We start from the raw sequence: 26064 nt of genomic DNA on the forward strand, positions 1-26064 counted from the left end.
CACAACGCACCAACGGCCGTTTTGCAATGCCGACGACGGTAGCCGGTCACCGTTGAAGCAACGACTCAGTCCTTTTTCCAGTCGCCATCCTTGTTCCACCAGCGATGCGGATTCTTTGAATCATCCAGCCCCTTTGTCTGGCTGCGCAAGATTTCGGTCACAGTGATCGGGGGCTCGTAATACGAGTGTACGTCATAGATCGCTTCGATCACGCCGTTCAGAAGATCGGTGTCACGCGGGATGAAGAAGCGCATTTGGTTGACGCCGGGGCGCTGGCGAGGCTCATCGGCACCGGTCGGGGCTTCGTCGGTCGGCCGGTAGTATTCAATGCCGCCAGGCAAGCGATAGCCGTTGCGGTCGGTCGCGCCATACTCCAGCGGCGCGATCTCTGCGACGGCATCGAAAATCCGGTCCACATCTTCGTCGGGGGCAAGGAATGCAACCTGCCACATCGGCACCATCTCGATGGGCTTGGTGTCAAAGCCGTCATTCATGATGTTCATTGTTCGCGTCCTCCTTGCTGAAATTGTGATATTCCGTACCTTTCCCGGACGCCTTCCGAGCGCCGTTGCCTCTGTTGGGCATCGGGAACTTGACCAGCGCCGTGCGGTCGCCATCAATCTTCGAAAATGCCGGTCGGCCGACCGTCGATCGTCTCGACATTCTTGCGTCGCCAATAGTCCCGGACGCCATCAGGGCCGAGCCCGTCGTAATAGGGCTCCAACTCTTCATCGCCGCGGGATTTTCTGAAATCCATGTAGGGAACGCCCGTGCCGCACGACGTTTGGACGAGGTCGATGTTCAGATCAAAGACCTGGCGGCTACCTCCCAGCTTGGGAAACTCTGAGATCAACGAGTCCCATTGAGTGTCACGCGGGTGGTAGGCAACTGCCTGGCCATAGACACGCAGGATCATGGGCTTGCCTTCGAACGCACAGAACATGAGGGTCATGCGTCCAGTGGCGCGCACATGTGCGGCTGTCTCGTTTCCGCTACCGGAGAGATTCAGCCACAGAATACGGTTGTCGTCCTCGATCCGCAGAGTGTCCATCCCCTTTGGAGAGACGTTCACGCGCCCCGTAGTGTCTGCCGTGGCAACAAAGAACACCGGCTGTTTTTCGATGAATGTCCTGAGCGTTCCATTCAGTTTTTTTCCTGTCGCCATATGCTTATCCTCCGTAGACTAAACAAATCTATAGAACTGCCCTGATGGGCTGCGATGTCCAGATCGCGTCCAACACGGCCATGTCAAAGATCTGCAACAACAGCATTACAGGTTGCCGGACCGGGACATGCGAATTGCTATCAAATCCACCGCGCCCTTCGAAGGCAACGGTATGCGGTCGATGGACGACACATCGGTGCGGGTCAGACCAATGTCACGCAGGCTCTCGTCCGACAGCTTTTCGAGCGCCGTCTTTGCGGCGTCGTTTTCAATGAACCGGCGAAGCATCGCCGCTGCTTTTTCGACAACCTGCGAAATTGTGGGGGCAATCTGTGTTTGGTTCAGCGGAGTGTTTTGCGAAATGTAGGTCATCTGGCGTCTCCTTGGGTTGGTGTGCGTTGTTCTGATGCAATCAACCTGACACGCCGTCATCGCTAAGAGGCAGTGTAGAAAGTGGACCAACCCTGATACAGAAAGTGTACTGGCCTGGTAGTGTGCCGGGACCGAATATTTATAAAGACACCTCGAATAGCCCGGAAGGCAGAGCGAATGACAACCAAACCCTACGGTCTTTTTTGTCCTACCTCAAAGGCATGCGAGATTCTCATGCCACGCTGGACGATCCAGATTTTGGGCGAGCTTTGGGGCGGTTCCACGCGGTTCAACGACATCAGGCGCGGGCTGCCGGGCATCTCGCCGACCCTGCTGACGAAACGCCTGAAAGAGATGCAGGAGAACGGGCTTCTGGAGCGTGTTGAGGACAAGGCGACCGGAAACATCGACTATCTTCGCACAGAAAAGGCCGCCGAACTGGACACTGTTCTTGCCGATCTGGCGAAATGGGCGCAGCGGCACATCAAGGCTGAGATCGCATTGGAAGATCGGGATGCCGATCTGCTCATGTGGAACGTGCGACGGCAGATTGATCTTGATGAGCTGCCACCCAAACAGAACGTCATGCGGTTCAATTTCTCTGATGCGACATCCCCAGCATCGACATATTGGCTGATTACCAAACCCGGTGAGACAGTTGAACTATGTGCAAGCGACCCCGGTTTCGACGTCGATCTCTATATTGAAACAGGGGTTGCCGTAATGACGGGCTTCTACCTTGGCCGCAGCTCCTTCGAGCGCGCCGTTGAAAACGGGAGTTTCTTCATGAGCGGCGATCAGAGGCTCATCAAGACGTTTCGGAGATGGTTTAAGTTCAGCATGCATTCTCACACAGATGGAATTGTGCAGGTCGATGATGCAGCGCTGTGAACCCAGCAGGTCCGAGCCTATTCCGGGACAATTCGGACATTGCGCTCGCCACAAAAAACTCCGCCCCGACACCGAACGCCGCGACGAAACGGGAGGGCTTCGGCCAGCCCCCCCGTCCGCCCCTTGGCCCCGCAATCCTTTCCCAAACCCTGACCGAAAACTTTGTACAAAACGGACTCTCGGCCCTTTGTCCCTGTACAAAAAAGAAGGTTCACCCCCGCGCGGCCAGCAGGTAGAAGGCGGGCAAGAGCAGTTTCCGGAGTCCGACCATGACCGCCCCCAAGCCCGTTGTCCTGTGCATTCTCGATGGTTGGGGCCTGTCCGACGACACCCGGGCGAATGCGCCCCACCTGGCCCGCACCCCCACCTTCGACGCCCTCATGTCCAAGGGGCCCCATGCGAAACTGATTACCCACGGGCCGGATGTGGGCCTGCCCACCGGGCAGATGGGCAACTCCGAGGTCGGACACACCAATATCGGCGCCGGCCGCGTGGTGGCGATGGATCTCGGCCAGATCGACCTGGCGATCGAGGACGGATCGTTCTTCGAAAACCGGGCGCTTTTGGATTTCATAGAAAAAACAAAGGCTAGCGGCGGAACGGCGCATCTGATGGGCCTGGTTTCGGATGGCGGGGTGCATGGGCACATCAACCACATCGTCGCGGCGGCGCAGGCGATCACCCGGGCCGGTGTGCCGGTGGCCCTGCACGCGATCACCGACGGCCGCGACGTGGCGCCGAAGTCGGCCTATGGCTATATCGGCGAGCTGGAGGAACGCCTGCCCGAGGGCGCGCGGGTCGTCACCGTCTGCGGGCGCTATTTCGCGATGGACCGCGACAACCGCTGGGAACGGGTGAGCGAGGCCTATGACGCCATGGTCAAGGCCCAGGGCCGCCGCGTGCCGACCGCCCATTCGGCAGTGGACCACGCCTACAACCAGTCCGAAACCGACGAGTTCATCGCCCCGACCGTGCTGTCCGGCTATGGCGGCCTCAAGGACGGCGACGGGTTTTTCTGCCTGAATTTCCGCGCCGACCGCGCCCGCGAGATCCTGCGCGCCCTGGGCGAACCGGGATTCTCGGAGTTCGACACCGGCAAACGGCCGGACCTGGCGGCGCTTCTGGGCATGGTCGAGTATTCCGACGGCCACAACGCCTACATGACGACGGTGTTCCCGAAACGCGACATCGTCAACACGCTGGGCGAATGGGTGGCGAAACAGGGGCTGCGCCAGTTCCGCCTGGCCGAGACCGAGAAATACCCGCATGTCACGTTTTTCCTGAATGGCGGCAAGGAGTTGCCGGAAGTGGGCGAGGAGCGATTCATGCCGAAATCGCCCAAGGTCGCGACCTATGATCTGCAGCCGGAAATGTCCGCGGCGGAAGTGACCGAGAAATTCGTCGAAGCGATCGAGGCGGGCTATGACCTGATCGTGACCAACTATGCCAATCCGGACATGGTCGGCCACACGGGCGACCTGCAGGCCGCGATCAAGGCTTGCGAGGCGGTGGACCAGGGGCTGGCCAGGGTCGTCGCCGCGCTGGAAAAGGCGGGCGGGGCGATGATCGTCACCGCCGATCACGGCAATTGCGAGATGATGGTCGACCCGGCAACCGGCGGCCCGCACACGGCCCACACGCTGAACCCGGTGCCCGTGGCGCTGGTCGGCGGCCCCGCGGGCGCCACCCTGCGCGAAGGCCGTTTGTCCGATCTTGCCCCGACGATCCTCGAACTGATGGGCCTGCCAAAGCCCGCCGAGATGACCGGCCAGAGCCTGCTCGCATGAGGTGCCGCGCGGCGTTTCTGGCTGCGCTGCTTTGGGCCGGACAGGCGGCGGCTCAGACCGACCCCGCGCAGGCGGCCGAAGAAGCGGCGCAGCTTCTGGAACAGGCGGCGCTTGCGCTGTCCGAGGCCGACACCGCCCGCGACCGTGTCCGCGCGCTGACCGAGATCGTCCGCGCCTACGAGGCGGGGCTTGCCGCCACGCGCGAAGGGCTGCGCAAGGCGGCGATCCGCGAGGCGCATCTGGCCGCCGAACTGCGGGCACGCGAAAAGGAAATCTCCCAGCTGCTGGGCACCTTGCAGACCATCGAAACCGCCTCGCCCCCCGTCCTGATGCTGCATCCGTCCGGCCCCTTGGGTACCGCGCGCGCGGGTATGATGCTGGCCGAGGTCACGCCGGGGCTGAACGCCCGGGCGCTGGATCTCGCCAAGGATCTGGACGAGGTCAGAACCCTGCGGCAGCTGCAGCAAGGCGCCGCGGACACTTTGACCGAAGGGCTTGCGGGGGTGCACAAGGCCCGCGCGGAACTCAGCGAGGCGATTGCCGACCGGACCGACCTGCCGCGGCGCTTCACCGAAGATCCCATCCGTACCGCGATCCTGATCTCTTCGACCGAGACGCTGACCGGTTTCGCCAGCGGCCTGTCCGAGATCGCCGGGGGCGAAATCGCCGCGACCGAGGCGGATGTTTCGACGCTGAAAGGGCAGATCGGCCTGCCGGTGCAGGGCGTATTGCTGCACCGGGCGGGCGAGGCCGATGCGGCGGGCATCAGCCGCGAGGGGCTGATCCTGGGCACACGCCCCCGCGCGCTGGTGGTTTCCCCGACCGCGGCCACGATCCGCTACCGCGGGCCGCTGCTGGATCTTGGCAACGTGGTGATTCTGGAACCGCAGCCCGACCTACTGTTCGTGTTCTCCGGGTTGCAGGAGGTCTTCGGAGAACCCGGGCAGGTCGTTCCGGCCGGCAGTCCCGTGGGTTTGATGCCGGGTTCGTCCCCCGAAATCGGCGCGATTTTGTCAACAAGCGGTGATGGCACTGGAACTGACCGTACAGAAACGCTCTATATAGAGGTGAGAGAGGGCGGAAGCCCGGTGGATCCTGAAACATGGTTCCGAACGGACAAGGATGGATAAACGAGCATGAAGAAATTCGTGATGGCCGGTCTGGCCGGAACACTGGCGGGCATCGTCGCCACGACGCAGATCGCCGGGCCTCTTGTGGCACAGGAAGCAAAAGCCAACACCAGCGTATATCAGCAGCTTGATCTGTTCGGAGACATCTTCGAACGCATCCGGGCGCAATATGTCGAAGAGGTCGAGGCGAACGAGCTGATCGAGGCGGCCATCGACGGGATGCTGACCTCGCTAGACCCGCATTCCAGCTATCTCTCGCCGGAGGATGCCGAACAGATGCGGGTCCAGACCCGCGGCGAGTTCGGCGGCCTGGGCATCGAGGTCACGCAGGAAGAAGGCTTCGTCAAGGTGGTGTCGCCCATCGACGATACGCCCGCCGACGAGGCCGGAATCGAGGCCGGCGACTTCATCACCCACGTGGATGGCGAAAGCGTGCTGGGCCTGACGCTGGACAAGGCGGTCGAACTGATGCGCGGCCCGGTCGGCTCCGAGATCGTGATCACCATCGTCCGCGAGGGCGAGGCCGAACCTTTCGACGTCACGATCATCCGCGACACGATCAAGCTGACCGCGGTGCGGGCGCGCACCGAGGGCACCAGCGTCGTGCTGCGGGTCACCACCTTCAACGACCAGACCTATCCGAACCTCAAGGAAGGGCTCGAGAAACAGGTCGAAGAGGCCGGCGGCATCGACAAGGTCAACGGCGTGGTGCTGGACCTGCGCAACAACCCCGGCGGCCTGCTGACACAGGCTATCAAGGTGTCCGACGCCTTCCTCGACGAGGGCGAGATCGTGTCCACCCGGGGCCGCAATCCCGAGGACGGCGAGCGCTTCAACGCCACGGACGGCGATCTGATCCAGGGCAAGCCGATCGTCGTCCTGATCAACGGCGGCTCGGCATCGGCTTCGGAAATCGTCGCCGGCGCGCTGCAGGATCATCGCCGCGCGATCGTGGTGGGCACCAAGAGCTTCGGCAAGGGCTCGGTTCAGACCGTGATGCCGCTGCGCGGTGACGGCGCCATGCGCCTGACCACGGCGCGCTACTACACGCCGTCGGGCCGGTCGATCCAGGCGCTGGGCGTCAGCCCGGACATCGTGGTGGAACAACCCCGCCGCCGCGCCGAAGCCGAGGAAGACGAGGCGAAATCGCCCCGCACCCGGTCCGAGGCCGACCTGCGCGGCCGTCTGAACAACGACAGCCTGAGCGAAGACGAAGCCCGCCAGATCGAAGAGGACCGCGCCAAGGCCGAGGCCACGGCGGAACTGCGCGAACAGGACTATCAGCTCGCCTACGCGATCGACATCCTGAAAGGTCTGTCGGCCTTCGGCACCAAGGACTGAGACCCGCTTCAGTTGATCGGAAAGGGCCGCGCCAAGCGCGGCCCTTTTCAGTTCTGGAACCGGGTTTCCCGGGGGATCCCGGCGCAAACGGCCGGCTCGGACAGCGCGGGACCCGCGGAAATTGCTCCGGGACGCATCCCCGTGTTAGAAAACGGCATATCCGCGGATCGAACCCGGCCTGCGGACCTGTTTTTTTGAACTGACGATAGGTTTTGCCATGATCCGCTTCCCCAAGATCTCCCTCGTTCCGCTTGTATGCCTGGTCGGGGCCTGCGCGAATTCCGGCGCCAATTACCAGCCGGTCATCGACGGCCCGGTGGGGCCGAACTACAACGCCGATCTCGCGCAATGCCAGTCGCTGGCGGCGTCGCAGCCCCTGGCCGACGGCAAAACCGCCGGGTCGGTCGCGGTGGGCGCGGGCGTCGGCGCAGCCACCTCGGCCATCCTGGACGACGGCGACAACCTGGGCGAGGCGGCGGCGGTGGGCGCCCTCGGCGGGCTGACGTCGAGCGCCATCCAGAAGAACGCCCAGCGCGAATCCATCGTCAGGAACTGCATGCGCGGGCGCGGCTACAACGTCGTCGGATGACCGGGTGTCCGGCTGGGTTTGGCCGGGCTTCTCAGCCTTGCCCTGATGTTTCCAGGCAATGGCGCCGGAAGGCCCGTTTCAGCATGTCCAGCTCCGCGCGCAGCAGCGCCACTTCGGCCCTCAGATCGTCCGCTACGGGTTCGCCCGCGATCAGGGTGAAATCGCCCAGCTTGGTGTTGGAGGCGGCATCGTAGATCAGAAAGCCGTGGACCCCCTCGGCCACGGCCCGCCGGGGAACCGGCACCCGCAGCGTCCACCCGTCGCCGTCTTCGGCAAGCTCGACGCCCTCGACCGCCTGATCGAGATGGCGCACCTCGACATCCGGCCGGCCCTCGCCGGTGATGCGGCCTTCCCAGACGCCGTTGTCGAAGCGCAGCTTGGTCAGTGTCAGTTGCCCCATGTCGAATCCCCGTCAAAAATCGGCACGCGGATGGCGGCACAAGGTCAGGTCGCGCACCGTCATCCGGTTCATCTCGGGCGCATCGAAGATCAGGTCCAGCCAGATCTTTTCGATCCGCTTCTCGTTCAGCCGGGCATAGGCCAGATCGAACTCGACCGTCTTGACCTCGCTTTCCTGCGGCAGCGTCCGCACGATCTGCTCGGTATTTGGCCCGTGCTGGATGTTGAGCCGGGCGATGACTTCCAGCGGACGCTCGAACCCGATCGTGGTGTCAAGGCGCACCAGGTGCGACCCGGTCATTCCCACGCCGGCATCGGTCGGCAGATCGACCGACAGCGACAGGAAGGATCCGTCGAACCTGAACACGTCCAGGCACAGGCCGAACGGAGCAAGGTCGCCGTCCCGGGTGTTGCGCAACTGCCGCAGCGCGATCTCGGAAATGGCGCAATCATGGAACAGCGTGACCTCTCCGTCGACCGGCGCTTTCCTGGCTGCCGAGGCGAGACCGGGAACCGGCAACGGTCCGCGCCAGAGATCCGGCCGCCAGGACCAGTCGGTTCCCGGAGGTTTGGGGAAAAGCTCCGACCCGATCCGCGGGTGCAGCAGACGCCCGTCGGCCACATGGATCAACTTGTCGAGATGCCGGCGCAGGTCGCGGGCGCGGTTGCGCTGCATGCGCAGATCGGTCAGGTCGGCCATGTCCGACCGGCGCGCGGCCGCGCGCCAGTTGCGGATTGCCCGCGCATGGAAAAGTCGATCCAGAAACCTGTTCATGGCCCTTCCGCGAAGATTCGTCCGTCTTTACCGAATGACGCTTGGCGAGACAAAGCCGTTGGCGCGACTTTGCCAAAAAAAAATCGCTCGGAACCGGTTGCGAAATGATTGACGCGCCCTGTTCGGCGGAACCGCCGGTGGTGGCGAAGGGCGACACCCGCGGCAAAAGCACTTGCCATTCTTGTATTCTCCGAAGTCAATACTTACCGTCGAGGTCCCGGTAGTTGTGCGTTTTCCGCGTCTTGCCGCGGATCACTCCAGCCTAGATGAGGACCGGGGCATGGAACCCAGTTTATTCTCATTCATCTGGAAATACTCGAAGAAGCAGCAGTTCGTGCTGCTTCTGCTGACGGTCCTGTCCTTTCCGTTCCTCTACGCCTCGCTGGAACTGCCCAAGCGGATCATCAACGACGCCATCGGCTCGCCCTCGGACAACGTGACTTTCTGGGGCATCACCGTGACCCAGGTGCAGTACCTGTGGCTGCTCTGCTTCGCCTTCCTGGCCACCGTCCTGGTCAGCGGCCTGATGAAGATGCAGATCAACACCATGAAGGGCGTGCTGTCCGAACGCATGCTGCGCCGCCTGCGCTACAAGCTGATCAGCCGGATGATGCGGTTCCCCAAGTCCTATTTCGCCACCACCAGCCAGGGGGAACTGGTGTCGATGATCTCGTCCGAAGCCGAACCGATGGGCGGGCTGATGGGCGACGCCATCGCCCAACCGGTGTTCCAGGCCGGGCAGATGCTGACCATCGTGACATTCCTGTTCATGCAGAGCGTCTGGTTCGGGCTGGCCTCGATCGCGCTCATCCCGCTGCAGGCGTGGCTGATCCCCAAGCTGCAACGCCAGATCAACCTTTTGAACAAGGAGCGGATCCAGGAGGTCCGCAAGCTCAGTTCCGAGATCGGCGAAAGCGCCGCGGGCATCAGCGACCTGCGGGCCAATGGCGGCTGGCGCTACCGGCTGGCGCTGTTCACCGACCGGCTGGGGCGCCTGTTCGAAATCCGTTTCAGGATCTACCAAAAGAAATTCTTCATGAAGTTCCTGAACAACACGATCACCCAGATGACGCCGTTCCTGTTCTACTCGGTCGGCGGCTACCTGGCGATCAACGGCGAGATCACCGTCGGCGCCCTGGTCGCCGCGCTGGGCGCCTACAAGGATCTGTCGAGCCCCTGGAAGGAACTGCTGTTCTACTACAACCAGGTCCAGGACATGTCCCTGCGCTGGGAGATCGTGACCGAGCGTTTCGCGCCGCGCGACATGATCCCCGAGCATCTGTTCGAAGGCGAACCGGAGCACATTCCGCATCTGCGCGGCCAAATCGAACTGCGCGACGTGACCGTCCGCGACCAGGACGGCAACACCGTTCTCGAGGACATCGACCTGACGATCCCGCCCGGCGCCCGGGTCGCGATACAGTCCACCCGCGCCGCCGAGCGCCACGCGATCGCGCATCTGCTGACCCGCGAGGTGCTGCCGTCGCGGGGCGAGGTGGTCATCGCGCGCCACAGGCTCAACGATCTGCATCAGGCGGTGATCGCCGCGCGCATCGGTTACGCCCATTCCCGCCCCTACCTGTTCGACGGGACGCTGGGGGACAACCTGCTGATGCCGCTGCGCCCGCACCCTCAGAAACGGGCAGGGAGCGAACAGCGGCCCGACCCGAAACAGGCCGAGGCGATACGCGCGGGCAACAGCCCGGATTCGCTGGCCGAGGACTGGGTCGATCCGAGCATTGCGGGGCTTTCCGACAGCGAGCAGATCCGCGATTGGTGGTTCAGGCTGGTCGAGGCGATGGGGATCGACGAATTCATGGTCCGCCGCACGCTGCGGTCGCATTTCGATCCGGCGCAACATCCGGCCCTGGCCAGGGCGGTCGTCGACATCCGTCCCGAGGTGGCCAAGCGGATCAGGGAACGGGGTCTGGACGGGCTGGTGCACAGGTTCGAACCGGACCGCTTCAACCCGGCCGTCCCTTTGGGCGGCAACCTGCTCTACGCCTCGCCGACCCAGGACATTTCACCCGAGGAACTTGCCGGCGATACGCGTTTCACCGCGCTGCTGAACGACCAGGGGCTGGCGGAAGAGGCCCGCGACATCGCCCTAGGCGTGATCGAGGCCCTGAAACAGACATTCGGCCGCGATGGCACGGATCACCCCCTGTTCCGCCGGCTGGGCATGCAGGAAGAGATGTACCGCCGACTGCTCGACATCGCCGACCGCCGCGCCCTGCGGGGAGAGCGGGTGTTGAGCGACGAGGAACGCGCCCTGCTGCTGACCGTGCCGTTCCTGCTGACCGCCGAACAGATCGGCCCCGGATTCCCCGAGCGCTACAAGGACAAGATCCTGGCCATCCGCCAGAGCCGGTCCGGGAAACTGCGCGAAGCCCTGGGCGGCATGTTCGTCCCGGTGGCGCCCGACCAATACGTGCCGCGCCTGACGGTCGTCGAAAACGCCCTCTTCGGCCGCGTGTCCCTCGTGGCAGGTGCGCGGATGGAGGAAATCGAGGACGTGGTCGCCGAGGTCCTGACCGAAGCGGGGCTGCGGCGGCGGATCGCCGGGATCATCTACGACCTGCCCTCGGGGCTGGGCGGCACCAGCCTGCCCACGGTGTTCCAGGAGCGCGCCGCCTTCTCGCGCGCCGGGATCAAGCGCCCCGACATCCTGATCCTCGACAAGATCCTTGCCAGCCACGATTCCGAAATGCGCCTGCGCACCCGGCAAAAGCTGCGCGAACTGCTGCCCGATTCCATCATGATCTTCATCGAGGACAACTTCGCCCATCCCGAAGCCTATGACTTGTTCATCGAGATCGTGGATGGCCGCATCGACGGTCTGTCGCGCAAGGAACTGGAACTCGGCGAAGGCGCCGCCGCCGACCTGAGCCGCAAACTGAACATCATCGCTTCGACCGAACTCTTCGCAAAGCTGGATGCCCGCAACCAGCGGCTTCTGGCCTTTTCGGCGCAACGCTACGATGCGGCGGCGGGACAGGTCATCTTTTCCCGCGGACAGACACCGGATGCGGTCTACCTGTGCCTGGAAGGTCGCGCGACGCTGCTCTGGCCCGGAGACGATTCCACCGTCGCGTCGCTGTCCCGGGTGGAACCGGGCCGCCTGATCGGGGACTTGTCCATCATCACCGGCGCGCAGCGGCAACTGGATCTCGTCGCCGAGACCGACTGCCGATTCCTGCGGATCGGGGCCGAGGAATTCCGCGCGGTCATGGAAAGCGACGCGGGCGTCGCGGTGCAACTGCTCGAGACGGTGGCAGGCCACCTGGTAGAACTGTCCGCCAGGCTGCAGGCGGCCAACATCAATGCCGCATCGCTTGCCGACCCCGAGCTTCTGGCGCTGCCCGAGGACAAGATACATGGCCGCTGACCTGACCGGACAAGCCTATGCCGCGCATGAAAGGCTGGTCGCGCCCGCCCGCGCCCGGCCGGAAATCTGGCGGCTGCTGGCAGGCCTCGCCCTGCTGGCCGTGGTCGTGTTCGGGCTGAACGCGTCCCTGCTAGCGCTGGTCGCGGGGCTGGGCTCGGACGTCTGGGTCGAAACCTTCCTGTCCGGTTCGACGCCCGTCGCGATGCTGGTGCTGCTGGGCAGTTTCGGCTTCGTCATCCTCGGCGTGGCGCTGGCGGCCCGGCAGATGCAGCGCCGGATGCTGCAAAGCATCGTCGGGCCCTATCGCGAAACCCTGGCCCAGTTCTGGCAGGTGCTGCGGGTTCTCCTGGTCCTTGGTGCCGTGATCCTGGCCCTGCCGCCCTATGACATGGGCGCCCCGTTGAAACCCAACCTGGCGCCGCTCGTCTGGCTGGCCATTCTGCCCTTTTCCCTCATGGCGATCCTGATTCAGACCAGCGCCGAAGAGATCCTGTTCCGCGGCTACCTGCAACAATGCCTCGCCGCCCGCTTCCGCTCGCCGGTGATCTGGATGGGCCTGCCCTCGGTCCTTTTTGCCTTGGGCCACTACGTCCCGGCGCAAGCCGGCGAGAACGCGTTCCTCATCGCGCTCTGGTCCGGAACCTTCGGGCTGCTGATGGCGGATCTGACGGCCCGGGCCGGAACCCTGGGCCCGGCGATCGCGCTGCACTTCTTCAACAACCTCATCGCGCTTCTGTTCATCGCGCTTCCCGGCAGCCTGGACGGGCTGGCCCTGTTCCTGCTGCCGTACGAGATGTCCGACACCGGACATCTGCGCGCCTGGCTGGTGGTGGATTTCGCGCTGATGCTGGTGGCCTGGCTGACGGCCCGCATCGCATTAAGGCGCTGATTGCATTTCCTGACGCAGGGTCTTATTTGACCTGAACGCAGCATCAGCAAGGGTCCCTCATGAACTGGATCACAAACTACGTTCGCCCCCGGATCAATTCGATCTTCTCGCGCAGGGAAGTGCCGGAGAATCTCTGGCAGAAATGCGACGAGTGCGGCACGATGCTGTTCCACCGCGAACTGGCGGACAACCTGAACGTCTGCACCCAGTGCGGCCATCACATGGCGATCACCCCGCGCGAGCGGTTCAAGGCGCTGTTCGACGGCGGCGTGTTCACCGAGGTCGCCGTTCCCGCCCCCACCGCGGACCCGCTGCATTTCCGTGACCAGAAGAAATACCCCGACCGCATGAAGGCGGCGCAGAAGAAGACCGGCGAGAAAGAGGCGATGCTGGTGGCCTCGGGCGAGATCGGGCGCACGCCGGTCATCGCCGCCGCGCAGGATTTCTCGTTCATGGGCGGGTCGATGGGCATGTATGTGGGCAACGCCATCATCGCCGCCGCGCAGGAGGCGGTGAAACGCAAGCGCCCGTTGATCCTGTTCTCGGCCGCCGGCGGCGCCCGCATGCAGGAAGGCATCCTCAGCCTGATGCAGATGCCGCGCACGACCGTGGCGGTCCAGATGCTGAAAGAGGCCAACCTGCCCTACATCGTGGTTCTGACCCATCCCACCACCGGCGGCGTCACCGCCTCCTACGCGATGCTGGGCGACATCCAGATTTCCGAACCGAACGCGCTGATCTGCTTTGCCGGTCCCCGCGTGATCGAACAGACGATCCGCGAAAAGCTGCCCGACGGGTTCCAGCGCGCTGAATACCTGCTGGATCACGGCATGCTCGACCGGGTGACCAAGCGGACCGAAATGCGGGACGAGTTGATCACCATCACCCGAATGCTGCTGGGCCTGCCGCCCGCGGTGGCGGGCGACCTGCCCTCGCCCCCGCCCGCCGCGCCCGCGGACAAGGACGCCCCCGCCGAGGACAAAGGCGAGAAATGACCGCTGCCACATCCGACGCCATCCTCGCACGGATGATGGCGCTGCATCCCAAGATCATCGACCTGACCTTGGACCGGGTCTGGCGGCTGCTCGCGGCGCTCGACAACCCTCAGGACCGGCTGCCGCCGGTGATCCACATCGCCGGAACCAACGGCAAGGGCTCGACCCAGGCGATGATCCGCGCCGGGCTCGAAGGCGCCGGGCTGACCGCACATGCCTACACCTCGCCGCATCTGGCGCGGTTTCACGAACGCATCCGCGTGGCCGGAGAGCTGATCGCGGAACCCGACCTGACGGCGGTCCTGGACGAGTGCTACGCCGCCAATTCGGGCGAGACCATCACCTATTTCGAGATCACCACCTGCGCCGCCCTGCTGGCCTTTGCCCGCACGCCCGCCGATTACACGCTGCTGGAGGTTGGGCTTGGCGGACGGCTGGACGCCACCAACGTGATCGACAAGCCGGCGGTCACGGTCATCACCCCGATCTCGCTGGATCACCAGCAGTATCTCGGCGACACGCTGGCCAAGATCGCCGCGGAAAAAGCCGGTATCATCAAGCGCGGCGTTCCCTGCATCGTCGGGCCGCAGACGGACGAGGCGATGGAGGTCATCGAAGCGACCGCCGCCCGCCTCGGCGCACCCCTGCTGGCGCATGGCCAGCACTGGCACGTGCACGAAGAGCGCGGACGCCTGATCTACCAGGACGAAACCGGATTGCGCGACCTGCCGCTGCCCAACCTGCTGGGCGCGCATCAGGTCCAGAACGCCGGAGCCGCGCTGGCGGTACTGCGCCATCTCGATCTGGGCGATGCCGCCTATGAAGCGGCCGTGACCAATGCCTTCTGGCCCGCCCGGATGCAGCGCCTGAAGACCGGGCTGCTGGTCGAGGCTGCGCCTCGGGCCGAGCTATGGCTCGACGGCGGCCACAATGCCGCTGCCGGGGTCGCGCTGGCGGATGTGCTGGCAAAATTGCCGCCCCGGCCTACCCACATGATCTGCGGCATGCTCAACACCAAGGACGTGCGCGGCTACCTCGCGCCGCTGGCCGAACGCGCGGACAGCCTCACGGCCGTATCCATTCCCGGCGAGGCCAACACGCTGAGCGCGGACGAGACCGCCGCCGCCGCGAACTCGGTGAACCTGCCCGCCACCACCGCCGACAGCGTGGCCGAGGCCCTTGCCGCGATCGTCGCCCGGGATCCGCTGGCCCGCATTCTGATCTGCGGCTCGCTCTATCTCGCGGGCAACATCCTGCGCGAAAACGACTAGGGTTTGACCCGCCGCCGGCTGCTCCGAGGCGTCTCGGGGCAACGCCGGCCTATTTGCCCCAGTCCTTGTCCTGCATCTCCCGCAGGCGCGATGCGGTGCGCTCGAACTCGAAGGTGCCCTCGCCTTCGACATAGAGCATTTCCGGCTCGGCCGCCGCCGAGCAGATCAGGCGCACCCTGGCCTCGTACAGCGCATCGATCAGGGTCACGAACCGCTTGGCCTCGTTGAAGTTGTTGCGCGACAGGCGGGGGATGTCCTCGAGCACCAGCACCTTCACCTCGTCGGCGATGGCAAGATAGTCGCCGGCCCCCAGCATGCGCCCGCACAGGTCATAGAACGACGCCCGCGCCACGCCGTTGCGAAAGGCGGGCAGCACCACTTCGCGCCCCTTGACGTGCAGCGTCAGCGGCTCGGCCGGGCCGCCGGACAGATCCCGCCACACGGCGCGGATGTTCTCGCGCGCCTCCGGCCCGATCGGCGTGAAATAGACCTGCGCCCCTTCCAGCCGGTTCTGCCGGTAATCGGTGGGCGACGCCATTTCCCATACCACCAGCCGCTCCTTGATGAGCTTGATGAAGGGCAGGAACAGCTGCCGGTTCAGCCCGTCCTTGTACAGGTCGTCGGGCACCCGGTTCGAGGTCGTCACCACCACCACGCCCGCCTCGAACAGGAACTCGAACAGGCGGCCGACGATCATCGCGTCGGTGATGTCGGTGATCTGCATCTCGTCGAAGGCCAAAAGCCTGACCGACTTGACCACCTCCGCCGCGACGGGGGCCAGCGCATCCTCGACACCTTTCTGCCGCGCGGCGTGCATCTTCGTGTGGATCTCCTGCATGAAGGCATGGAAATGCACCCGCCGCACCGGCACGTCGCCCAGGGTCTCGACGAAAAGATCCATCAGCATCGACTTGCCGCGCCCGACGCCGCCCCAAAGGTACAGCCCCTTGGGCGGCGGCGGGGCCTTGCGGAACAGCCCGCGTTTGACCGGCGCCGCCAGCGCGGCGCGGATGCGCTCGAATTCCGGCAGCACGGCCTGCTGCACCGGGTCGGCGGTCAGAACGCCCCCGGCAACGCGCTCTGAATACAGGGAAACCACGTCAGTCATGCCCGAGCCATAGCGCCGCGCCGATGCGTTGGAAAGCCGACAAGGCGAAGCGCGCATCAAATTTCCTTAACTGTGCAATCAAAACTCCTGAATTGACGCCCGGCGAAATGCCACTAGGGTCTTCGCCACCCCAATCCCCGGAGAAATCATGGACCGTTCGGCCCGCCTGTTGTCCCCAGTTCTGATCGTCGGCTGCATCATCATCACGGTCAGCTTCGCGGTGCGCGCCTCGTTCGGGGTGTTCCAGATCCCGATTGCCGACGAATTCGGATGGCTGCGCACCGAGTTCTCGATGGCGATCGCGATCCAGAACCTGGCCTGGGGAATCGGGCAGCCCATCTTTGCCGCGATCGCCGAAAAGGTCGGCGACCGGCGCGCCATCATTCTGGGCGCGCTGACCTATGCCGCCGGCATGGTCCTGACAGCTTGGTCGGTCACGCCTTTCGCCCATCAGATGTATGCCTGGCTGGTCGGTTTCGGCATCGCCGGGACCGGCTTCGGGGTGGTTCTGGCCGTGGTCGGGCGCGCCTCGTCCGACCGGAACCGCTCGATGTCGCTGGCCATCGTCACCGCCGCCGGCAGCGTCGGCCAGGTGATCGGCGCGCCGACGGCCGAGTGGATGCTGACCTTCCTGCCATGGCAGCAGGTGTTCCTGGTCTTTGCCGCCGTGATCCTGACGCTGGTCCTGACCCTGCCGTTCATGCGCGCCCCTGCGCCGGCCGACAGGAAGGAACTGGAAGAGAGCATGGGCCAGATCCTGACACGGGCCTTTCGCGATCCGTCCTACACCCTGATCTTTCTCGGCTTTTTCAGCTGCGGCTACCAGCTGGCCTTCATCACCGCGCATTTCCCGGCCTTCGTGACCGAGATGTGCGGACCGATCCAGCCGGGCGGCGTTCTGCACTCGATGGGGATCACGACGACCTCGGCGCTGGGAGCCGTGGCGATCTCGCTCGTCGGTCTCTCCAACATCGCGGGAACGCTGGCGGCGGGCTGGGCCGGCAACCATTTCCCCAAGAAATACCTGCTCGCCGGCATCTACACGGCCCGGACCGTCGTCGCCGCGGCCTTCATCCTGCTGCCGATCACGCCGGCCTCGGTGATCGTCTTTTCGATCGTCATGGGCTCCCTCTGGCTGGCCACGGTGCCGCTGACCTCGGGCCTGGTCGCGCATCTCTACGGGCTTCGCTACATGGGCACGCTCTATGGCATCGTCTTCCTCAGCCACCAGATCGGCGGTTTCCTCGGCGTGTGGCTGGGCGGCCGCATGTATGACCTCTACGGCGACTACACCATGGTCTGGTGGGTCGGCGTGGGCGTCGGCGCCTTCAGCGCCATCGTCCACCTGCCGATCCGCGAGAAACGCGCCGGCGCGGCGGTGCCCGCCTGATCAGCCCCGCCACTTGTCGAGGATGTAGCGGCTGGTCATCAGGTCCAGATGCGCGCCGCCGCCGTTCTTGAACAGCGAAATCGCCGCCGGATCGTAGGAAAACGAGCCGAGATCGTAGAAATCGGCCACCAGGTCGGACCGCTGGATGACGCCTTCGGCCAGCGGCGTCTTGATCTCGCCGATGTGATCGACGGTGGTGTCGAAACTGTCCACGAAGATGCGCGCACGCGTCAGGGCCTGGTCATCCGCTTCGCGCATGTCCGGCCTGTAGGCGCCGATCAGGTTCAGGTGCTGCCCGGGGCGCAGCCATTCGCCGCTGATCACCGGGTCGGTGGACATGGTGGCGGTCACGATGATGTCGGCCCGGTTCACCGCCTCGGGCAGGTCCGGCGCGACATCGACATCGTGCAGGCTGGCAGCCAGTTCCTCGGCCTTGGACCGGGTCCGGTTCCACAAGCGCAGCTTCGCCTGCGGAAAGCCCGCCCTGAACGCCGCGCAGAGCGACCCGCCGACCGTGCCGGCGCCGACGATCAGGATCTCGCGGCTGTCAGGGTTGGCCAGCCGCAGCGCGCCGAGCAGGCTGTCGCCCGCGGTTTTCCATTTCGTCACCAGGTGGAAGTCCACCAGCGCCGACAACGCCCCGTCGGCATCGTCGTACAGGCAGACCGAACCGTTGATCATCGGCGCGCCCCGATCCGGGTTGCGGGGAAAGATCGTGGCGGTCTTGACCGCCATGCCCAGCCCGTCGATCCAGGCCGCCCGCGACAGCAGCGTATCCGGATCACGGTACAGGAACGTGTCGCCGATCTCGGCCTTGGGCAGGTCATGCCCGTCCGCCAGCGCGCCGGCCAGTTCCAGCCAGTCGAGATTGGCCTCGCCTTCGGCAAAGGGGATGTGGGTGATGCTCATGCGGCCTCGCTTTCGGTCGACAGGCCCGTCGCACTCAGACGATCGGCCCGGCCCTGCATGCGCCGGACGTGATGCGTCTGCCAGCCCCGGGCCATTTCCGGTTCCAAGCAGTCAGTAGTGTCGAGGCCGACTGAACCAAGCCCGGCGGGAATGATCAAGCCGGAACCGCGGCCCAACGCAAATCACCGCTTCCCGCGGCCCCTCAGCCGCGCATCGCGGCCCGGATCTCGCGCTCGAGCGCGTCCAGAAACCGCGACCTGTCGGCCTTAGAAAACGCCTTGCCGCTGCCGCCCGCACCCAGCGGATTGGCCGCGCGCAGATCTGCCATGAGGTCGCGCATCGCCAGTTGCTGACCGATATTGGCCGCGGTGAACGCCTCGCCGTTGGGGCGCAGCACCCGCGCCCCGGCCTCGACGCACCTGGCCGCAAGCGGGATGTCCGAAGTGATCACCACATCCCCCCTGCCGCTGCGTTCGGCGATCCACTTGTCGGCCTCGTCCGGCCCTTCCGCCACGATCACCACTTCGACCAGCGGATTGGCCGAGGGCCGCAAACCCCCGTTCGAGACCAGCACCATGCGCAGCCGATGCCGTGTCGCCACCCGCTCGGCCTCGGCCTTGACAGGACAGGCATCGGCATCGACGAAAACCGTCGTCACGCCTTCTGGGCCTTCTTGGCGGCCGGTATCGGTTTTGCCTCGGCTTCCTCCGGCTTCTTGCGCACCTTGAACTCGTCCGGGATCGGCATCCGGTTGAAGGCGTCAAGCCCGGCGATCTTGTAGGCTTCGGCCAGCGTCGGGTAGTTGAACGTGTTCTGCACGAAATAATCCACCGTTCCCTTCAGGTTCAGCACCGCCTGGGCGATGTGGATCAGTTCGGTCGCGCCTTCGCCGACGATCTGGACCCCCAGCACGCGGCGCGTCTTGAGCGAGAACAGCATCTTCAGCATGCCGTGCTCCAGCCCCATGATGTGCCCGCGCGAGGTTTCGCGGAACCGCGCCACGCCAACCTCGTAGGGAATGCCGCGTTCCTGCAGCTCTTCCTCGGACATGCCGCAGGTGGACATTTCAGGGACCGAGTAGATGCCGTAGGGAAACCAGGGGCTTTCCGGCAACGTCGGCGTCTCCAGCGCGTGACAGGCGGCAACCCGGCCCTGCTGCATCGCGGTCGAGGCCAGCGACGGATGCCCGATCACGTCGCCGGTGGCATAGATATGCGGCACCGCGGTCTGATAGGTCTTGCGGTCCACGCTGATGCGGTTGCGGTGATCGGTTTCCAGCCCGACCGCGTCGAGATTCAGGGCCGAGGTCATGCCCATCCGCCCGGCCGCGAACAGCAGCATCTCGGCCCGAACGTGGCGGCCGTTGGCAAGGCTGACCTCGACATGGCTGCCCGCATCCTCGATCTTTTCGACCGCGGAACCCAGGCGCAGATCGACGCCGTTTTCCCGGATCTCGTGGGTGAATTCCTGGATCAGGGTGCGGTCGATGAAATCCAGGAAGGTCTCGCGCGGTTCGATCAGCGTCACCCGCACGTCCAGCGCCGAGAACATGGTGGCGTATTCCACCCCGATCACGCCCGCCCCGATCACCACCAGCGAGCGGGGAATCTCATCCATCTCCAGGAAATCGTCGCCGTCCACCACGGTCTTGCCGTTGAAGGGCACGTAGTCGGGCCGGTAGGTCTTGGTGCCGGTGGCTATCAGGAACTTGGCGGCCGTCAGGCGCGTCGTGTCCCCGGCCTCGGTCGCCACTTCGATCTCGTGCGGCCCGATGAACTTGGCCAGCCCGTTCAGCGTGTCCACATGGTTGCGGTTGAACTGATGCTCCAGCACGTCGACTTCGTAATCGAGGGTCATGTGCAACCGCGCCTTCAGGTCCTCGGCCCGGATCTCGTCCTTGACCCGGTAGGACCGGCCGTAAAAGCTGCGCTCGCGCCAACCCGACAGGTTCAGAACCGTCTCGCGCAGGGTCTTCGAGGGGATCGTGCCGGTATGGACGGAAACCCCGCCCAGCCGGTCCTTGCGGTCGATGACCAGAACCCGGCGTTTCAGCTTGCCGGCCTGGATCGCCGCGGCCCGGCCTGAGGGACCGGAGCCGATGATGATGAGGTCGTAGTCGTACTTGCCCATGCTTCAATCCCCGTACAACGCTTCGGCGTGGAAGCCGACGTGATCTTCCATGAAGGTCGAAACGAAGAAATAGGAATGGTCGTAGCCCGGCTGCAGCCGGTTGACGGCCTGTTGCCGGCGCTCCGCGATGGCCTGCGCCAGCGCCTCGGGGCGCAGCAGGTCGATGAACTGGTCCCTGGTGCCGGTGTCGATCAGGATCGGGCCGTCGAACCCCTTTTCCTTCATCAGAACCGTCGAGTCGTGCCGCGCCCAGGCCGCCTCGTCCTCGCCCAGATAGGCGCGCAGCTGCTTGCGGCCCCAATCGCTGGCGGTCGGATTCGCGATCGGCGCGAAGGCCGAGACCGAGCGGTAGCGGCCCGGCAGGCTCATCGCCAGCGTCAGCGCGCCATGCCCGCCCATCGAGTGACCGGTGATCGACTGCCGCTCGCCGTCGATGGCGAAGTTTTCGGCCAGCAGGGCCGGCAGTTCCTCGGCGACGTAATCCCACATGTTGAAATGCGGGGCCCAGGGTTTCTGCGTCGCGTTCACGTAGAAACCCGCGCCCTTGCCCAGATCGTAATCCTCATGATCCGCAACGCCCTCGCCGCGCGGCGAGGTGTCGGGAAAGACCAGCGCGATGCCCTGCTCGGCGGCCCAGCCCTGGGCGCCGGCCTTGGTCATGGCGTTTTCGTGGGTGCAGGTCAGGCCCGAGAGATACCAGAGCACCGGCACCGGGCCGTCCCTCGCCTCGGCGGGCAGGAACAGGCCGAAGGTCATGTCGCAGTGGCAGGCGGCGGATGTATGGCGGTAGACGCCCTGAACGCCGCCGAAACAGGTGTTCTCCGAAAGGGTTTCCATCTGGCAAGGTCCTTGCTTGGGGATTTGCGCCATGGCTAACGGGCCGAGGCCGTGGCGTAAAGTGCGGGAACCTGCGACAGAGACGCTTTTGCCCCGAAAAGCTCAGGGAACCCCGACCCAGGCGATCACCAGCGGCACCGTAAGGATGCTGGCGACCGTGGACAGCAGGATCGCGGCCGAGGCGCGGTGCGGCGCCACCCCGTAATGCGCAGCCAGCATGTAGACGTTGCCCGCAACTGGCAGGGCGGCGGCGGCGATCGCCACCGCGGCGGGAAAGGCGTCGATCGGCATCAGCCACAGCAGCACCACCGCGACCAGGGCGGGATGAACCGCCAGCTTGCAAAAGCTGAGCCAGGCCGCGATCTGCACGCGCTCGGCGGATTTGCTGGCCAGCGACGCGCCGATCGCGAACAGCGCCCCGGGCGTGGCGGCGCCGCCCAGAATGGTGAGGAAATCGAACAGCGGCGGCGGGACGGGCAGGCGCAGCGCCGACCAGGCAAGACCGGCCGAGATAGACACTATCATGGGGTTTTTGACCAAACCCAGGCCGATCAGCCGCAGCGTGTTCGCCGTCAGTTTGCCGTCCCGCCCGCCATTGATCAGGATGACGATCAGCGACGAAAAGACGACCAGATCGACCGTCAGCACCAGCATCACGGGTCCGATCGCCGCTTCGGTGAACAGCATGGCCAGCATGGGCAGGCCCAGAAATCCGACATTGCCGATGGCCGAACATTGCGCTTCGACCGCGGCGGTCGGGATGTCGAGGCCGCGCAGATAGGCGACAAGCGTCGCCAGAAGATAGACCCCCGCCGTACCGATCAGATAGCCGACCACAAGCCGGCCGTTGAAGATCTCGGCAAAGGGCAAGGTGGCGGCGAAACGGAACAGCATCGCCGACAGGGCGAAGTAGAACACGAACTTCGTCAGATAGGCGGTCGCCTCTTCGCTGAAGAACCGGCTGCGCCCGGCCCAGTAACCCAGGCCGATGATCGCGAAGAAGGGAAGAGTCCGGAGGAAGATATCGACCATGGCGGAACTGGTAACATGATTTTACCGATCCGCAAGGTTCCAGTCTCAGCCGCTGCCGATCAGGATCCCCGCCGCCAGCACCAGCGAGCCGCCAAGCACCACCTGGAATACGGCGCGGAAGAAGGGAGTTTCCATGTACCTGTTCTGGATCCAGGCGATCGCCCAAAGCTCGAAGAACACGATGATGAAGGCGATGACGGTGGCGGTCCAGAATTCCGGGATCAGGTAGGGCAGCGCATGGCCCAGCCCGCCCAGCGTCGTCATCACGCCCGACGCCAGCCCCCGCTTGACCGGCGAACCTCGCCCCGACAGTTCGCCGTCATCCGAGGCCGCCTCGGTGAAGCCCATCGAGATCCCGGCCCCGACCGAGGCGGCGAGGCCGACCAGAAATGTCGTCCAGGTGTCCTGCGTGGCAAAGGCCGCGGCAAAGATCGGCGCCAGCGTGGACACCGACCCGTCCATCAACCCGGCAAGGCCCGGCTGCACCCAGGTCAGGATGAACTGCCGGTGCGAGGCGGCATCCTCGTCGGCGCGGGTGTCCTCGTCGAGATGGGTCTCCTCCAGATGCGAGGCGGTGGCCTGGTGCCCCGCCTCGGCGGCGGCCAGGTCGCCCAGCAGCTTGCGGGTTGCGGCATCGGACGTGCGCGCGGCGGCGGCCAGGTAAAACCGTTCCGCGTCCCGCTCCATCGCCTCGGCCTCGGCGCGGATGCGCTCGATGCCCAGGTTTTCCACCAGCCAGACCGGGCGGCGCGCGTAATATCCCGCCACGTGCTCGCGCCGGATCAGCGGAATCACCGGGCCGAACCGCGCCTCGTGCAGGGCGATCAGCCGCGCGCGGTGCTGATCTTCCTCGACGGCCATACCGTCGAAGATCCTGGCGGTGGCGGGATAGTCGGATCTCAGCATCTCGGCATAGGAGCGGTAGATCCGCGCGTCATCCTCTTCCGAGGATATGGCCAGCGCGATGACCTCCTGCTCGGTCAGATCGCGGAAGTGTTTGCGTTGCGTTAAAAACCGCATTCCCTGCCCCTTGTTTAGAACAATTCCAAGATAGCGGTTGCGCTAGATCATGCAACAGAACGCGCGAATCGTTGAAACTGAACCAAACGGTTTATAAATTTGAAAAACCGAATATCTCAGGGGACGACATGACGCAATCCGCCACAATCCTTCGCACCGGACGGAAATTCGACCAGGTGCTGCGCGGTGCGCGCGAAGTGTTCATGGGGGACGGGTTCGAAGGCGCCAACGTGGATGACATCGCCCGCGCGGCGGGCGTCTCCAAGGCGACGCTCTACAGCTACTTCCCGGACAAACGGCTTTTGTTCATGGAGGTGGCGCAGACCGAGTGCCGGCTGATGTCCGAACGCATTCTGTCGATGATCGACGAGACCAAGCCGGCGCGCGAGGTGCTGACCATCGCCGCCACCCAGCTCACCGGGTTCCTGGTCTCGGATTTCGCGCAGAAGGTGTTCCGGATCTGCATGGCCGAACGCGACCGCTTTCCCGAACTGGGCCGCGCCTTCTACGCCGCGGGTCCCGAGAACGGGCAAAGGCAACTCTGCGACTACCTGGAAAAGGCCGTCGCCGCGGGCGAACTGGTGATCGCGGACATTCCGATGGCGGCCGAACAGTTCTCGGAACTGTGCAAGACCCGGCTCTGGACGCGGGCTGCCTTCGGCATCCAGAACAGCTTCACCCAGGCCGAGATCGACGAAGTCGCGCTGCAGGCGGTGGACACGTTCATGGCGCGCTACGGCGCTTAATCCTTGCGGCGCACCATCAACTGGTTGCCCTGCCCGCGCTTGGTTTCGAAGATCTTGAGCGCGGTCACCAGGTCGGACAGCTTGCGCTTGCCATAGCTGCGCGTGTCGAAGTCGGGATTGGCCGCAACGATCCGCTGGCCGATGCTGCCCAGCGTGTACCACTCGTCCTCCTGATCGATCGAATCCATCGCCTTGATCACCAGGTCGCGGGCTTCGCGCATCTTGCTGGCCGGCAGTTTCCTGGCGGCGGGCTCGGCACCGGTCTTGGCACCGTCCGGGCCGGCGGCCTCATCTTCGGGACCGGTGAGGTTTTCCAGAAAGATGAAGCGCTTGCACGCCTTGCGGAAGGCGTCGGGCGTCTTCATCTGGCCCATGCCGAACACGTCCAGCCCCTGTTCGCGGATGCGGCTGGCCAGCCGGGTGAAATCGCTGTCCGAACTGACCAGGACGAAACCGTCGAACCGGCCGGAATGCATCAGGTCCATCGCGTCGATCACCAGCGCGATGTCGCTGGCATTCTTGCCGACCGTGTTCGCCGGCTGATGGTGGGGCACCAGGCCGAATTCGGCCTGGACCCTGTTCCAACCGCTCATCTGCTGGCTGGAAAAGTCGCCATAGCAGCGCCGCACCGAAGCCTCGCCCAGGGTCGCGATCTCGTCGAAGATCGCCTTGGTGAATTTGGGCGAGGTGTTGTCGGCGTCGATCAGGACAGCCAGCAGGGGAACGGGATCGGCCACTTAGTAGATCACCACGCTGCGGATGCTCTCGCCCTTGTGCATCAGGTCGAAGCCCTTGTTGATGTCATCAAGCGGCATGGTGTGGGTGATCATCGGGTCGATCTCGATCTTGCCGTCCATGTACCAGTCCACGATCTTGGGCACGTCGGTGCGTCCGCGCGCGCCGCCGAAGGCGGTGCCGCGCCAGCTGCGCCCGGTGACCAGCTGGAACGGGCGGGTGCTGATCTCGGCCCCGGCCGGCGCCACGCCGATGATGATCGACTCGCCCCAGCCCTTGTGGGCCGATTCCAGCGCCGCGCGCATCACCTGCACGTTGCCGGTGGCGTCGAAGGTGTAATCCGCGCCGCCCTTGGTCAGGTTGACCAGATAGGGCACCAAATCGCCTTCGACCTCGGCCGGGTTGACGAAATCGGTCATGCCGAATTTCTGCGCCATCGGCACCTTGTCCGGGTTGATGTCGACGCCGACGATCTGATCGGCCCCGGCCAGGCGCAGGCCCTGGATCACGTTCAGGCCGATGCCGCCCAGACCAAAGACGATGGCGCGGCTGCCGATCTCGACCTTGGCGGTGTTGATCACCGCGCCGATGCCGGTGGTGACGCCGCAGCCGATGTAGCAGACCTTGTCGAAGGGCGCGTCGGGCCGGATCTTGGCCAGCGCGATCTCGGGCAGAACCGTGTGGTTCGAGAAGGTCGAGCAGCCCATGTAATGCAGGATCGGATCGCCATCCAGCGTCGAGAAGCGCGAGGTTCCGTCGGGCATCAGGCCCTTGCCCTGCGTCTCGCGGATGGCCTGGCACAGGTTGGTCTTGGGGTGCAGGCAGTATTCGCATTCGCGGCATTCGGGCGTGTAAAGCGGGATCACGTGGTCGCCGGGCTTCAGGCTGGTCACGCCCTCGCCCACCTCGACCACCACGCCCGCGCCTTCATGGCCGAGGATGGCGGGAAACAGCCCTTCGGGATCGGCCCCCGAAAGAGTGAATTCGTCGGTGTGGCAAATGCCGGTGGCCTTGATCTCGACCAGAACCTCGCCGGCCCTGGGGCCTTCGAGGTTCACATCCATCACTTCCAAGGGCTTGCCCGCCTGAAGGGCAACGGCGGCACGAGTACGCATGTTGCTATGTCTCCCTGTCAATTTCGCACGACCCTGCGGCAATTGCAGGG

Annotated in this window: 25 protein-coding genes; 11 read left to right on the top strand and 14 right to left on the bottom strand. The window is 64.8% G+C overall.

Annotated elements, in window-relative coordinates; translation table 11 throughout:
• Positions 1 to 65: 65 nt before the first annotated feature.
• From FGK63_RS12350 to FGK63_RS12360, 3 genes are all read right to left on the bottom strand, one after another.
• A complete protein-coding gene (locus FGK63_RS12350; protein ID WP_218961135.1) occupies positions 66 to 503 on the bottom strand; it encodes a hypothetical protein in 438 nt (145 codons plus the stop codon).
• Between the two features lie 113 nt (positions 504 to 616).
• Complete coding sequence (locus tag FGK63_RS12355; RefSeq protein ID WP_138842652.1) at positions 617 to 1165, bottom strand: pyridoxamine 5'-phosphate oxidase family protein; 549 nt, start codon at positions 1163 to 1165, stop codon at positions 617 to 619.
• Positions 1166 to 1270: 105 nt separating this feature from the next.
• On the bottom strand, positions 1271 to 1537 hold the full coding sequence (locus FGK63_RS12360) for a DUF1127 domain-containing protein (RefSeq protein WP_171052637.1): 267 nt from the start codon (positions 1535 to 1537) through the stop codon (positions 1271 to 1273).
• 234 nt (positions 1538 to 1771) lie between these two features.
• Here FGK63_RS12360 and FGK63_RS12365 point away from each other — a divergent pair, with 234 nt between their 5' ends.
• The 5 genes from FGK63_RS12365 (at position 1772) to FGK63_RS12385 (ending at position 7275) form a co-directional block, all read left to right on the top strand.
• Positions 1772 to 2428 (top strand): winged helix-turn-helix transcriptional regulator, encoded by a 657-nt coding sequence (locus FGK63_RS12365; RefSeq protein WP_246044021.1) that lies wholly within the window; start codon positions 1772 to 1774, stop codon positions 2426 to 2428.
• A 269-nt stretch (positions 2429 to 2697) separates the two neighbouring features.
• Positions 2698 to 4215 (top strand): 2,3-bisphosphoglycerate-independent phosphoglycerate mutase, encoded by a 1518-nt coding sequence (gpmI, locus tag FGK63_RS12370; RefSeq protein ID WP_138842660.1) that lies wholly within the window; start codon positions 2698 to 2700, stop codon positions 4213 to 4215.
• Complete coding sequence (locus tag FGK63_RS12375) at positions 4212 to 5345, top strand: murein hydrolase activator EnvC family protein (RefSeq protein ID WP_138842662.1); 1134 nt, start codon at positions 4212 to 4214, stop codon at positions 5343 to 5345. Before gpmI ends, FGK63_RS12375 begins: the two co-directional genes overlap by 4 nt.
• 6 nt (positions 5346 to 5351) lie before the next feature.
• Complete coding sequence (locus FGK63_RS12380; protein ID WP_138842664.1) at positions 5352 to 6686, top strand: S41 family peptidase; 1335 nt, start codon at positions 5352 to 5354, stop codon at positions 6684 to 6686.
• Positions 6687 to 6903: 217 nt separating this feature from the next.
• Positions 6904 to 7275 carry a glycine zipper family protein gene (locus FGK63_RS12385; RefSeq protein ID WP_138842666.1) on the top strand — a complete coding sequence of 124 codons (372 nt, stop codon included), beginning with the start codon at positions 6904 to 6906 and terminating at the stop codon, positions 7273 to 7275.
• A 31-nt stretch (positions 7276 to 7306) separates the two neighbouring features.
• On the opposite strand, the gene FGK63_RS12390 is transcribed toward FGK63_RS12385, so the two are convergent.
• Complete coding sequence (locus tag FGK63_RS12390) at positions 7307 to 7675, bottom strand: hypothetical protein (protein ID WP_138842668.1); 369 nt, start codon at positions 7673 to 7675, stop codon at positions 7307 to 7309.
• A 12-nt stretch (positions 7676 to 7687) separates the two neighbouring features.
• Positions 7688 to 8449 carry a DUF6478 family protein gene (locus FGK63_RS12395; RefSeq protein WP_138842670.1) on the bottom strand — a complete coding sequence of 254 codons (762 nt, stop codon included), beginning with the start codon at positions 8447 to 8449 and terminating at the stop codon, positions 7688 to 7690.
• A 280-nt stretch (positions 8450 to 8729) separates the two neighbouring features.
• Between FGK63_RS12395 and FGK63_RS12400 the strand changes: the two genes are divergently transcribed.
• The 4 genes from FGK63_RS12400 to FGK63_RS12415 are packed head-to-tail and all read left to right on the top strand — an operon-like array spanning position 8730 to position 14992.
• Complete coding sequence (locus FGK63_RS12400) at positions 8730 to 11837, top strand: ABC transporter transmembrane domain-containing protein (protein ID WP_138842672.1); 3108 nt, start codon at positions 8730 to 8732, stop codon at positions 11835 to 11837.
• Complete coding sequence (locus FGK63_RS12405) at positions 11827 to 12726, top strand: CPBP family intramembrane glutamic endopeptidase (RefSeq protein WP_138842674.1); 900 nt, start codon at positions 11827 to 11829, stop codon at positions 12724 to 12726. The genes FGK63_RS12400 and FGK63_RS12405 overlap by 11 nt, the downstream gene beginning before the upstream one ends.
• A 59-nt stretch (positions 12727 to 12785) precedes the next feature.
• Entirely contained in the window at positions 12786 to 13721 is a 936-nt protein-coding gene (accD, locus tag FGK63_RS12410; RefSeq protein WP_138842676.1) for an acetyl-CoA carboxylase, carboxyltransferase subunit beta, read from the top strand.
• Positions 13718 to 14992, top strand: coding sequence for a bifunctional folylpolyglutamate synthase/dihydrofolate synthase (locus tag FGK63_RS12415; protein ID WP_138842678.1), 1275 nt, complete (start codon positions 13718 to 13720; stop codon positions 14990 to 14992). Before accD ends, FGK63_RS12415 begins: the two co-directional genes overlap by 4 nt.
• A 49-nt stretch (positions 14993 to 15041) precedes the next feature.
• Here FGK63_RS12415 and zapE read toward each other — a convergent pair whose 3' ends face one another.
• Positions 15042 to 16100 (bottom strand): cell division protein ZapE, encoded by a 1059-nt coding sequence (zapE, locus tag FGK63_RS12420; RefSeq protein ID WP_138843349.1) that lies wholly within the window; start codon positions 16098 to 16100, stop codon positions 15042 to 15044.
• A gap of 148 nt (positions 16101 to 16248) precedes the next feature.
• Here zapE and FGK63_RS12425 point away from each other — a divergent pair, with 148 nt between their 5' ends.
• A complete protein-coding gene (locus FGK63_RS12425; RefSeq protein WP_138842680.1) occupies positions 16249 to 17490 on the top strand; it encodes an MFS transporter in 1242 nt (413 codons plus the stop codon).
• On the opposite strand, the gene FGK63_RS12430 is transcribed toward FGK63_RS12425, so the two are convergent.
• From FGK63_RS12430 to mbfA, 6 genes are all read right to left on the bottom strand, one after another.
• Positions 17491 to 18399 carry an ornithine cyclodeaminase family protein gene (locus FGK63_RS12430; protein WP_138842682.1) on the bottom strand — a complete coding sequence of 303 codons (909 nt, stop codon included), beginning with the start codon at positions 18397 to 18399 and terminating at the stop codon, positions 17491 to 17493.
• A 202-nt stretch (positions 18400 to 18601) separates the two neighbouring features.
• Positions 18602 to 19057, bottom strand: a complete 456-nt coding sequence (locus FGK63_RS12435; RefSeq protein ID WP_138842684.1) for a YaiI/YqxD family protein — start codon at positions 19055 to 19057, stop codon at positions 18602 to 18604.
• The gene (gene sthA / locus FGK63_RS12440; RefSeq protein ID WP_138842686.1) at positions 19054 to 20529 is read right to left on the bottom strand and encodes a Si-specific NAD(P)(+) transhydrogenase; all 1476 of its coding nucleotides are present in this window, start codon (positions 20527 to 20529) and stop codon (positions 19054 to 19056) included. Before sthA ends, FGK63_RS12435 begins: the two co-directional genes overlap by 4 nt.
• 3 nt (positions 20530 to 20532) lie before the next feature.
• Positions 20533 to 21366 carry an S-formylglutathione hydrolase gene (gene fghA / locus FGK63_RS12445; protein ID WP_138842688.1) on the bottom strand — a complete coding sequence of 278 codons (834 nt, stop codon included), beginning with the start codon at positions 21364 to 21366 and terminating at the stop codon, positions 20533 to 20535.
• 102 nt (positions 21367 to 21468) lie between these two features.
• Complete coding sequence (locus FGK63_RS12450; protein WP_138842690.1) at positions 21469 to 22398, bottom strand: AEC family transporter; 930 nt, start codon at positions 22396 to 22398, stop codon at positions 21469 to 21471.
• Positions 22399 to 22443: 45 nt separating this feature from the next.
• The gene (gene mbfA, locus FGK63_RS12455; RefSeq protein WP_138842692.1) at positions 22444 to 23418 is read right to left on the bottom strand and encodes an iron exporter MbfA; all 975 of its coding nucleotides are present in this window, start codon (positions 23416 to 23418) and stop codon (positions 22444 to 22446) included.
• A 128-nt stretch (positions 23419 to 23546) separates the two neighbouring features.
• On the opposite strand from mbfA, the gene FGK63_RS12460 reads away from it, so the two are divergent.
• Positions 23547 to 24164, top strand: a complete 618-nt coding sequence (locus FGK63_RS12460; protein WP_138842693.1) for a TetR/AcrR family transcriptional regulator — start codon at positions 23547 to 23549, stop codon at positions 24162 to 24164.
• On the opposite strand, the gene FGK63_RS12465 is transcribed toward FGK63_RS12460, so the two are convergent.
• Together FGK63_RS12465 and FGK63_RS12470 are read right to left on the bottom strand one after the other, a co-directional pair.
• Positions 24161 to 24901 (bottom strand): NYN domain-containing protein, encoded by a 741-nt coding sequence (locus FGK63_RS12465; RefSeq protein WP_138842695.1) that lies wholly within the window; start codon positions 24899 to 24901, stop codon positions 24161 to 24163. The genes FGK63_RS12460 and FGK63_RS12465 overlap by 4 nt on opposite strands.
• The gene (locus FGK63_RS12470) at positions 24902 to 26014 is read right to left on the bottom strand and encodes an S-(hydroxymethyl)glutathione dehydrogenase/class III alcohol dehydrogenase (RefSeq protein WP_138842697.1); all 1113 of its coding nucleotides are present in this window, start codon (positions 26012 to 26014) and stop codon (positions 24902 to 24904) included. It lies immediately after the preceding gene.
• Between the last annotated feature and the right edge of the window lie 50 nt (positions 26015 to 26064).

The sequence above is a fragment of the Ruegeria sediminis genome, from assembly GCF_005938215.1.
In the GTDB taxonomy this organism is placed as follows: domain Bacteria; phylum Pseudomonadota; class Alphaproteobacteria; order Rhodobacterales; family Rhodobacteraceae; genus Ruegeria; species Ruegeria sediminis.

Excerpts from the sequence above, each read along its gene's own strand:
- FGK63_RS12350 (WP_218961135.1), bottom strand. The coding sequence starts at position 503 with ATGAACATCATGAATGACGGCTTTGACACCAAGCCCATCGAGATGGTG.
- FGK63_RS12355 (WP_138842652.1), bottom strand. The coding sequence starts at position 1,165 with ATGGCGACAGGAAAAAAACTGAATGGAACGCTCAGGACATTCATCGAA.
- FGK63_RS12360 (WP_171052637.1), bottom strand. The coding sequence starts at position 1,537 with ATGACCTACATTTCGCAAAACACTCCGCTGAACCAAACACAGATTGCC.
- FGK63_RS12365 (WP_246044021.1), top strand. The coding sequence starts at position 1,772 with ATGCCACGCTGGACGATCCAGATTTTGGGCGAGCTTTGGGGCGGTTCC.
- gpmI (WP_138842660.1), top strand. The coding sequence starts at position 2,698 with ATGACCGCCCCCAAGCCCGTTGTCCTGTGCATTCTCGATGGTTGGGGC.
- FGK63_RS12375 (WP_138842662.1), top strand. The coding sequence starts at position 4,212 with ATGAGGTGCCGCGCGGCGTTTCTGGCTGCGCTGCTTTGGGCCGGACAG.
- FGK63_RS12380 (WP_138842664.1), top strand. The coding sequence starts at position 5,352 with ATGAAGAAATTCGTGATGGCCGGTCTGGCCGGAACACTGGCGGGCATC.
- FGK63_RS12385 (WP_138842666.1), top strand. The coding sequence starts at position 6,904 with ATGATCCGCTTCCCCAAGATCTCCCTCGTTCCGCTTGTATGCCTGGTC.
- FGK63_RS12390 (WP_138842668.1), bottom strand. The coding sequence starts at position 7,675 with ATGGGGCAACTGACACTGACCAAGCTGCGCTTCGACAACGGCGTCTGG.
- FGK63_RS12395 (WP_138842670.1), bottom strand. The coding sequence starts at position 8,449 with ATGAACAGGTTTCTGGATCGACTTTTCCATGCGCGGGCAATCCGCAAC.
- FGK63_RS12400 (WP_138842672.1), top strand. The coding sequence starts at position 8,730 with ATGGAACCCAGTTTATTCTCATTCATCTGGAAATACTCGAAGAAGCAG.
- FGK63_RS12405 (WP_138842674.1), top strand. The coding sequence starts at position 11,827 with ATGGCCGCTGACCTGACCGGACAAGCCTATGCCGCGCATGAAAGGCTG.
- accD (WP_138842676.1), top strand. The coding sequence starts at position 12,786 with ATGAACTGGATCACAAACTACGTTCGCCCCCGGATCAATTCGATCTTC.
- FGK63_RS12415 (WP_138842678.1), top strand. The coding sequence starts at position 13,718 with ATGACCGCTGCCACATCCGACGCCATCCTCGCACGGATGATGGCGCTG.
- zapE (WP_138843349.1), bottom strand. The coding sequence starts at position 16,100 with ATGACTGACGTGGTTTCCCTGTATTCAGAGCGCGTTGCCGGGGGCGTT.
- FGK63_RS12425 (WP_138842680.1), top strand. The coding sequence starts at position 16,249 with ATGGACCGTTCGGCCCGCCTGTTGTCCCCAGTTCTGATCGTCGGCTGC.
- FGK63_RS12430 (WP_138842682.1), bottom strand. The coding sequence starts at position 18,399 with ATGAGCATCACCCACATCCCCTTTGCCGAAGGCGAGGCCAATCTCGAC.
- sthA (WP_138842686.1), bottom strand. The coding sequence starts at position 20,529 with ATGGGCAAGTACGACTACGACCTCATCATCATCGGCTCCGGTCCCTCA.
- fghA (WP_138842688.1), bottom strand. The coding sequence starts at position 21,366 with ATGGAAACCCTTTCGGAGAACACCTGTTTCGGCGGCGTTCAGGGCGTC.
- FGK63_RS12450 (WP_138842690.1), bottom strand. The coding sequence starts at position 22,398 with ATGGTCGATATCTTCCTCCGGACTCTTCCCTTCTTCGCGATCATCGGC.
- mbfA (WP_138842692.1), bottom strand. The coding sequence starts at position 23,418 with ATGCGGTTTTTAACGCAACGCAAACACTTCCGCGATCTGACCGAGCAG.
- FGK63_RS12460 (WP_138842693.1), top strand. The coding sequence starts at position 23,547 with ATGACGCAATCCGCCACAATCCTTCGCACCGGACGGAAATTCGACCAG.
- FGK63_RS12470 (WP_138842697.1), bottom strand. The coding sequence starts at position 26,014 with ATGCGTACTCGTGCCGCCGTTGCCCTTCAGGCGGGCAAGCCCTTGGAA.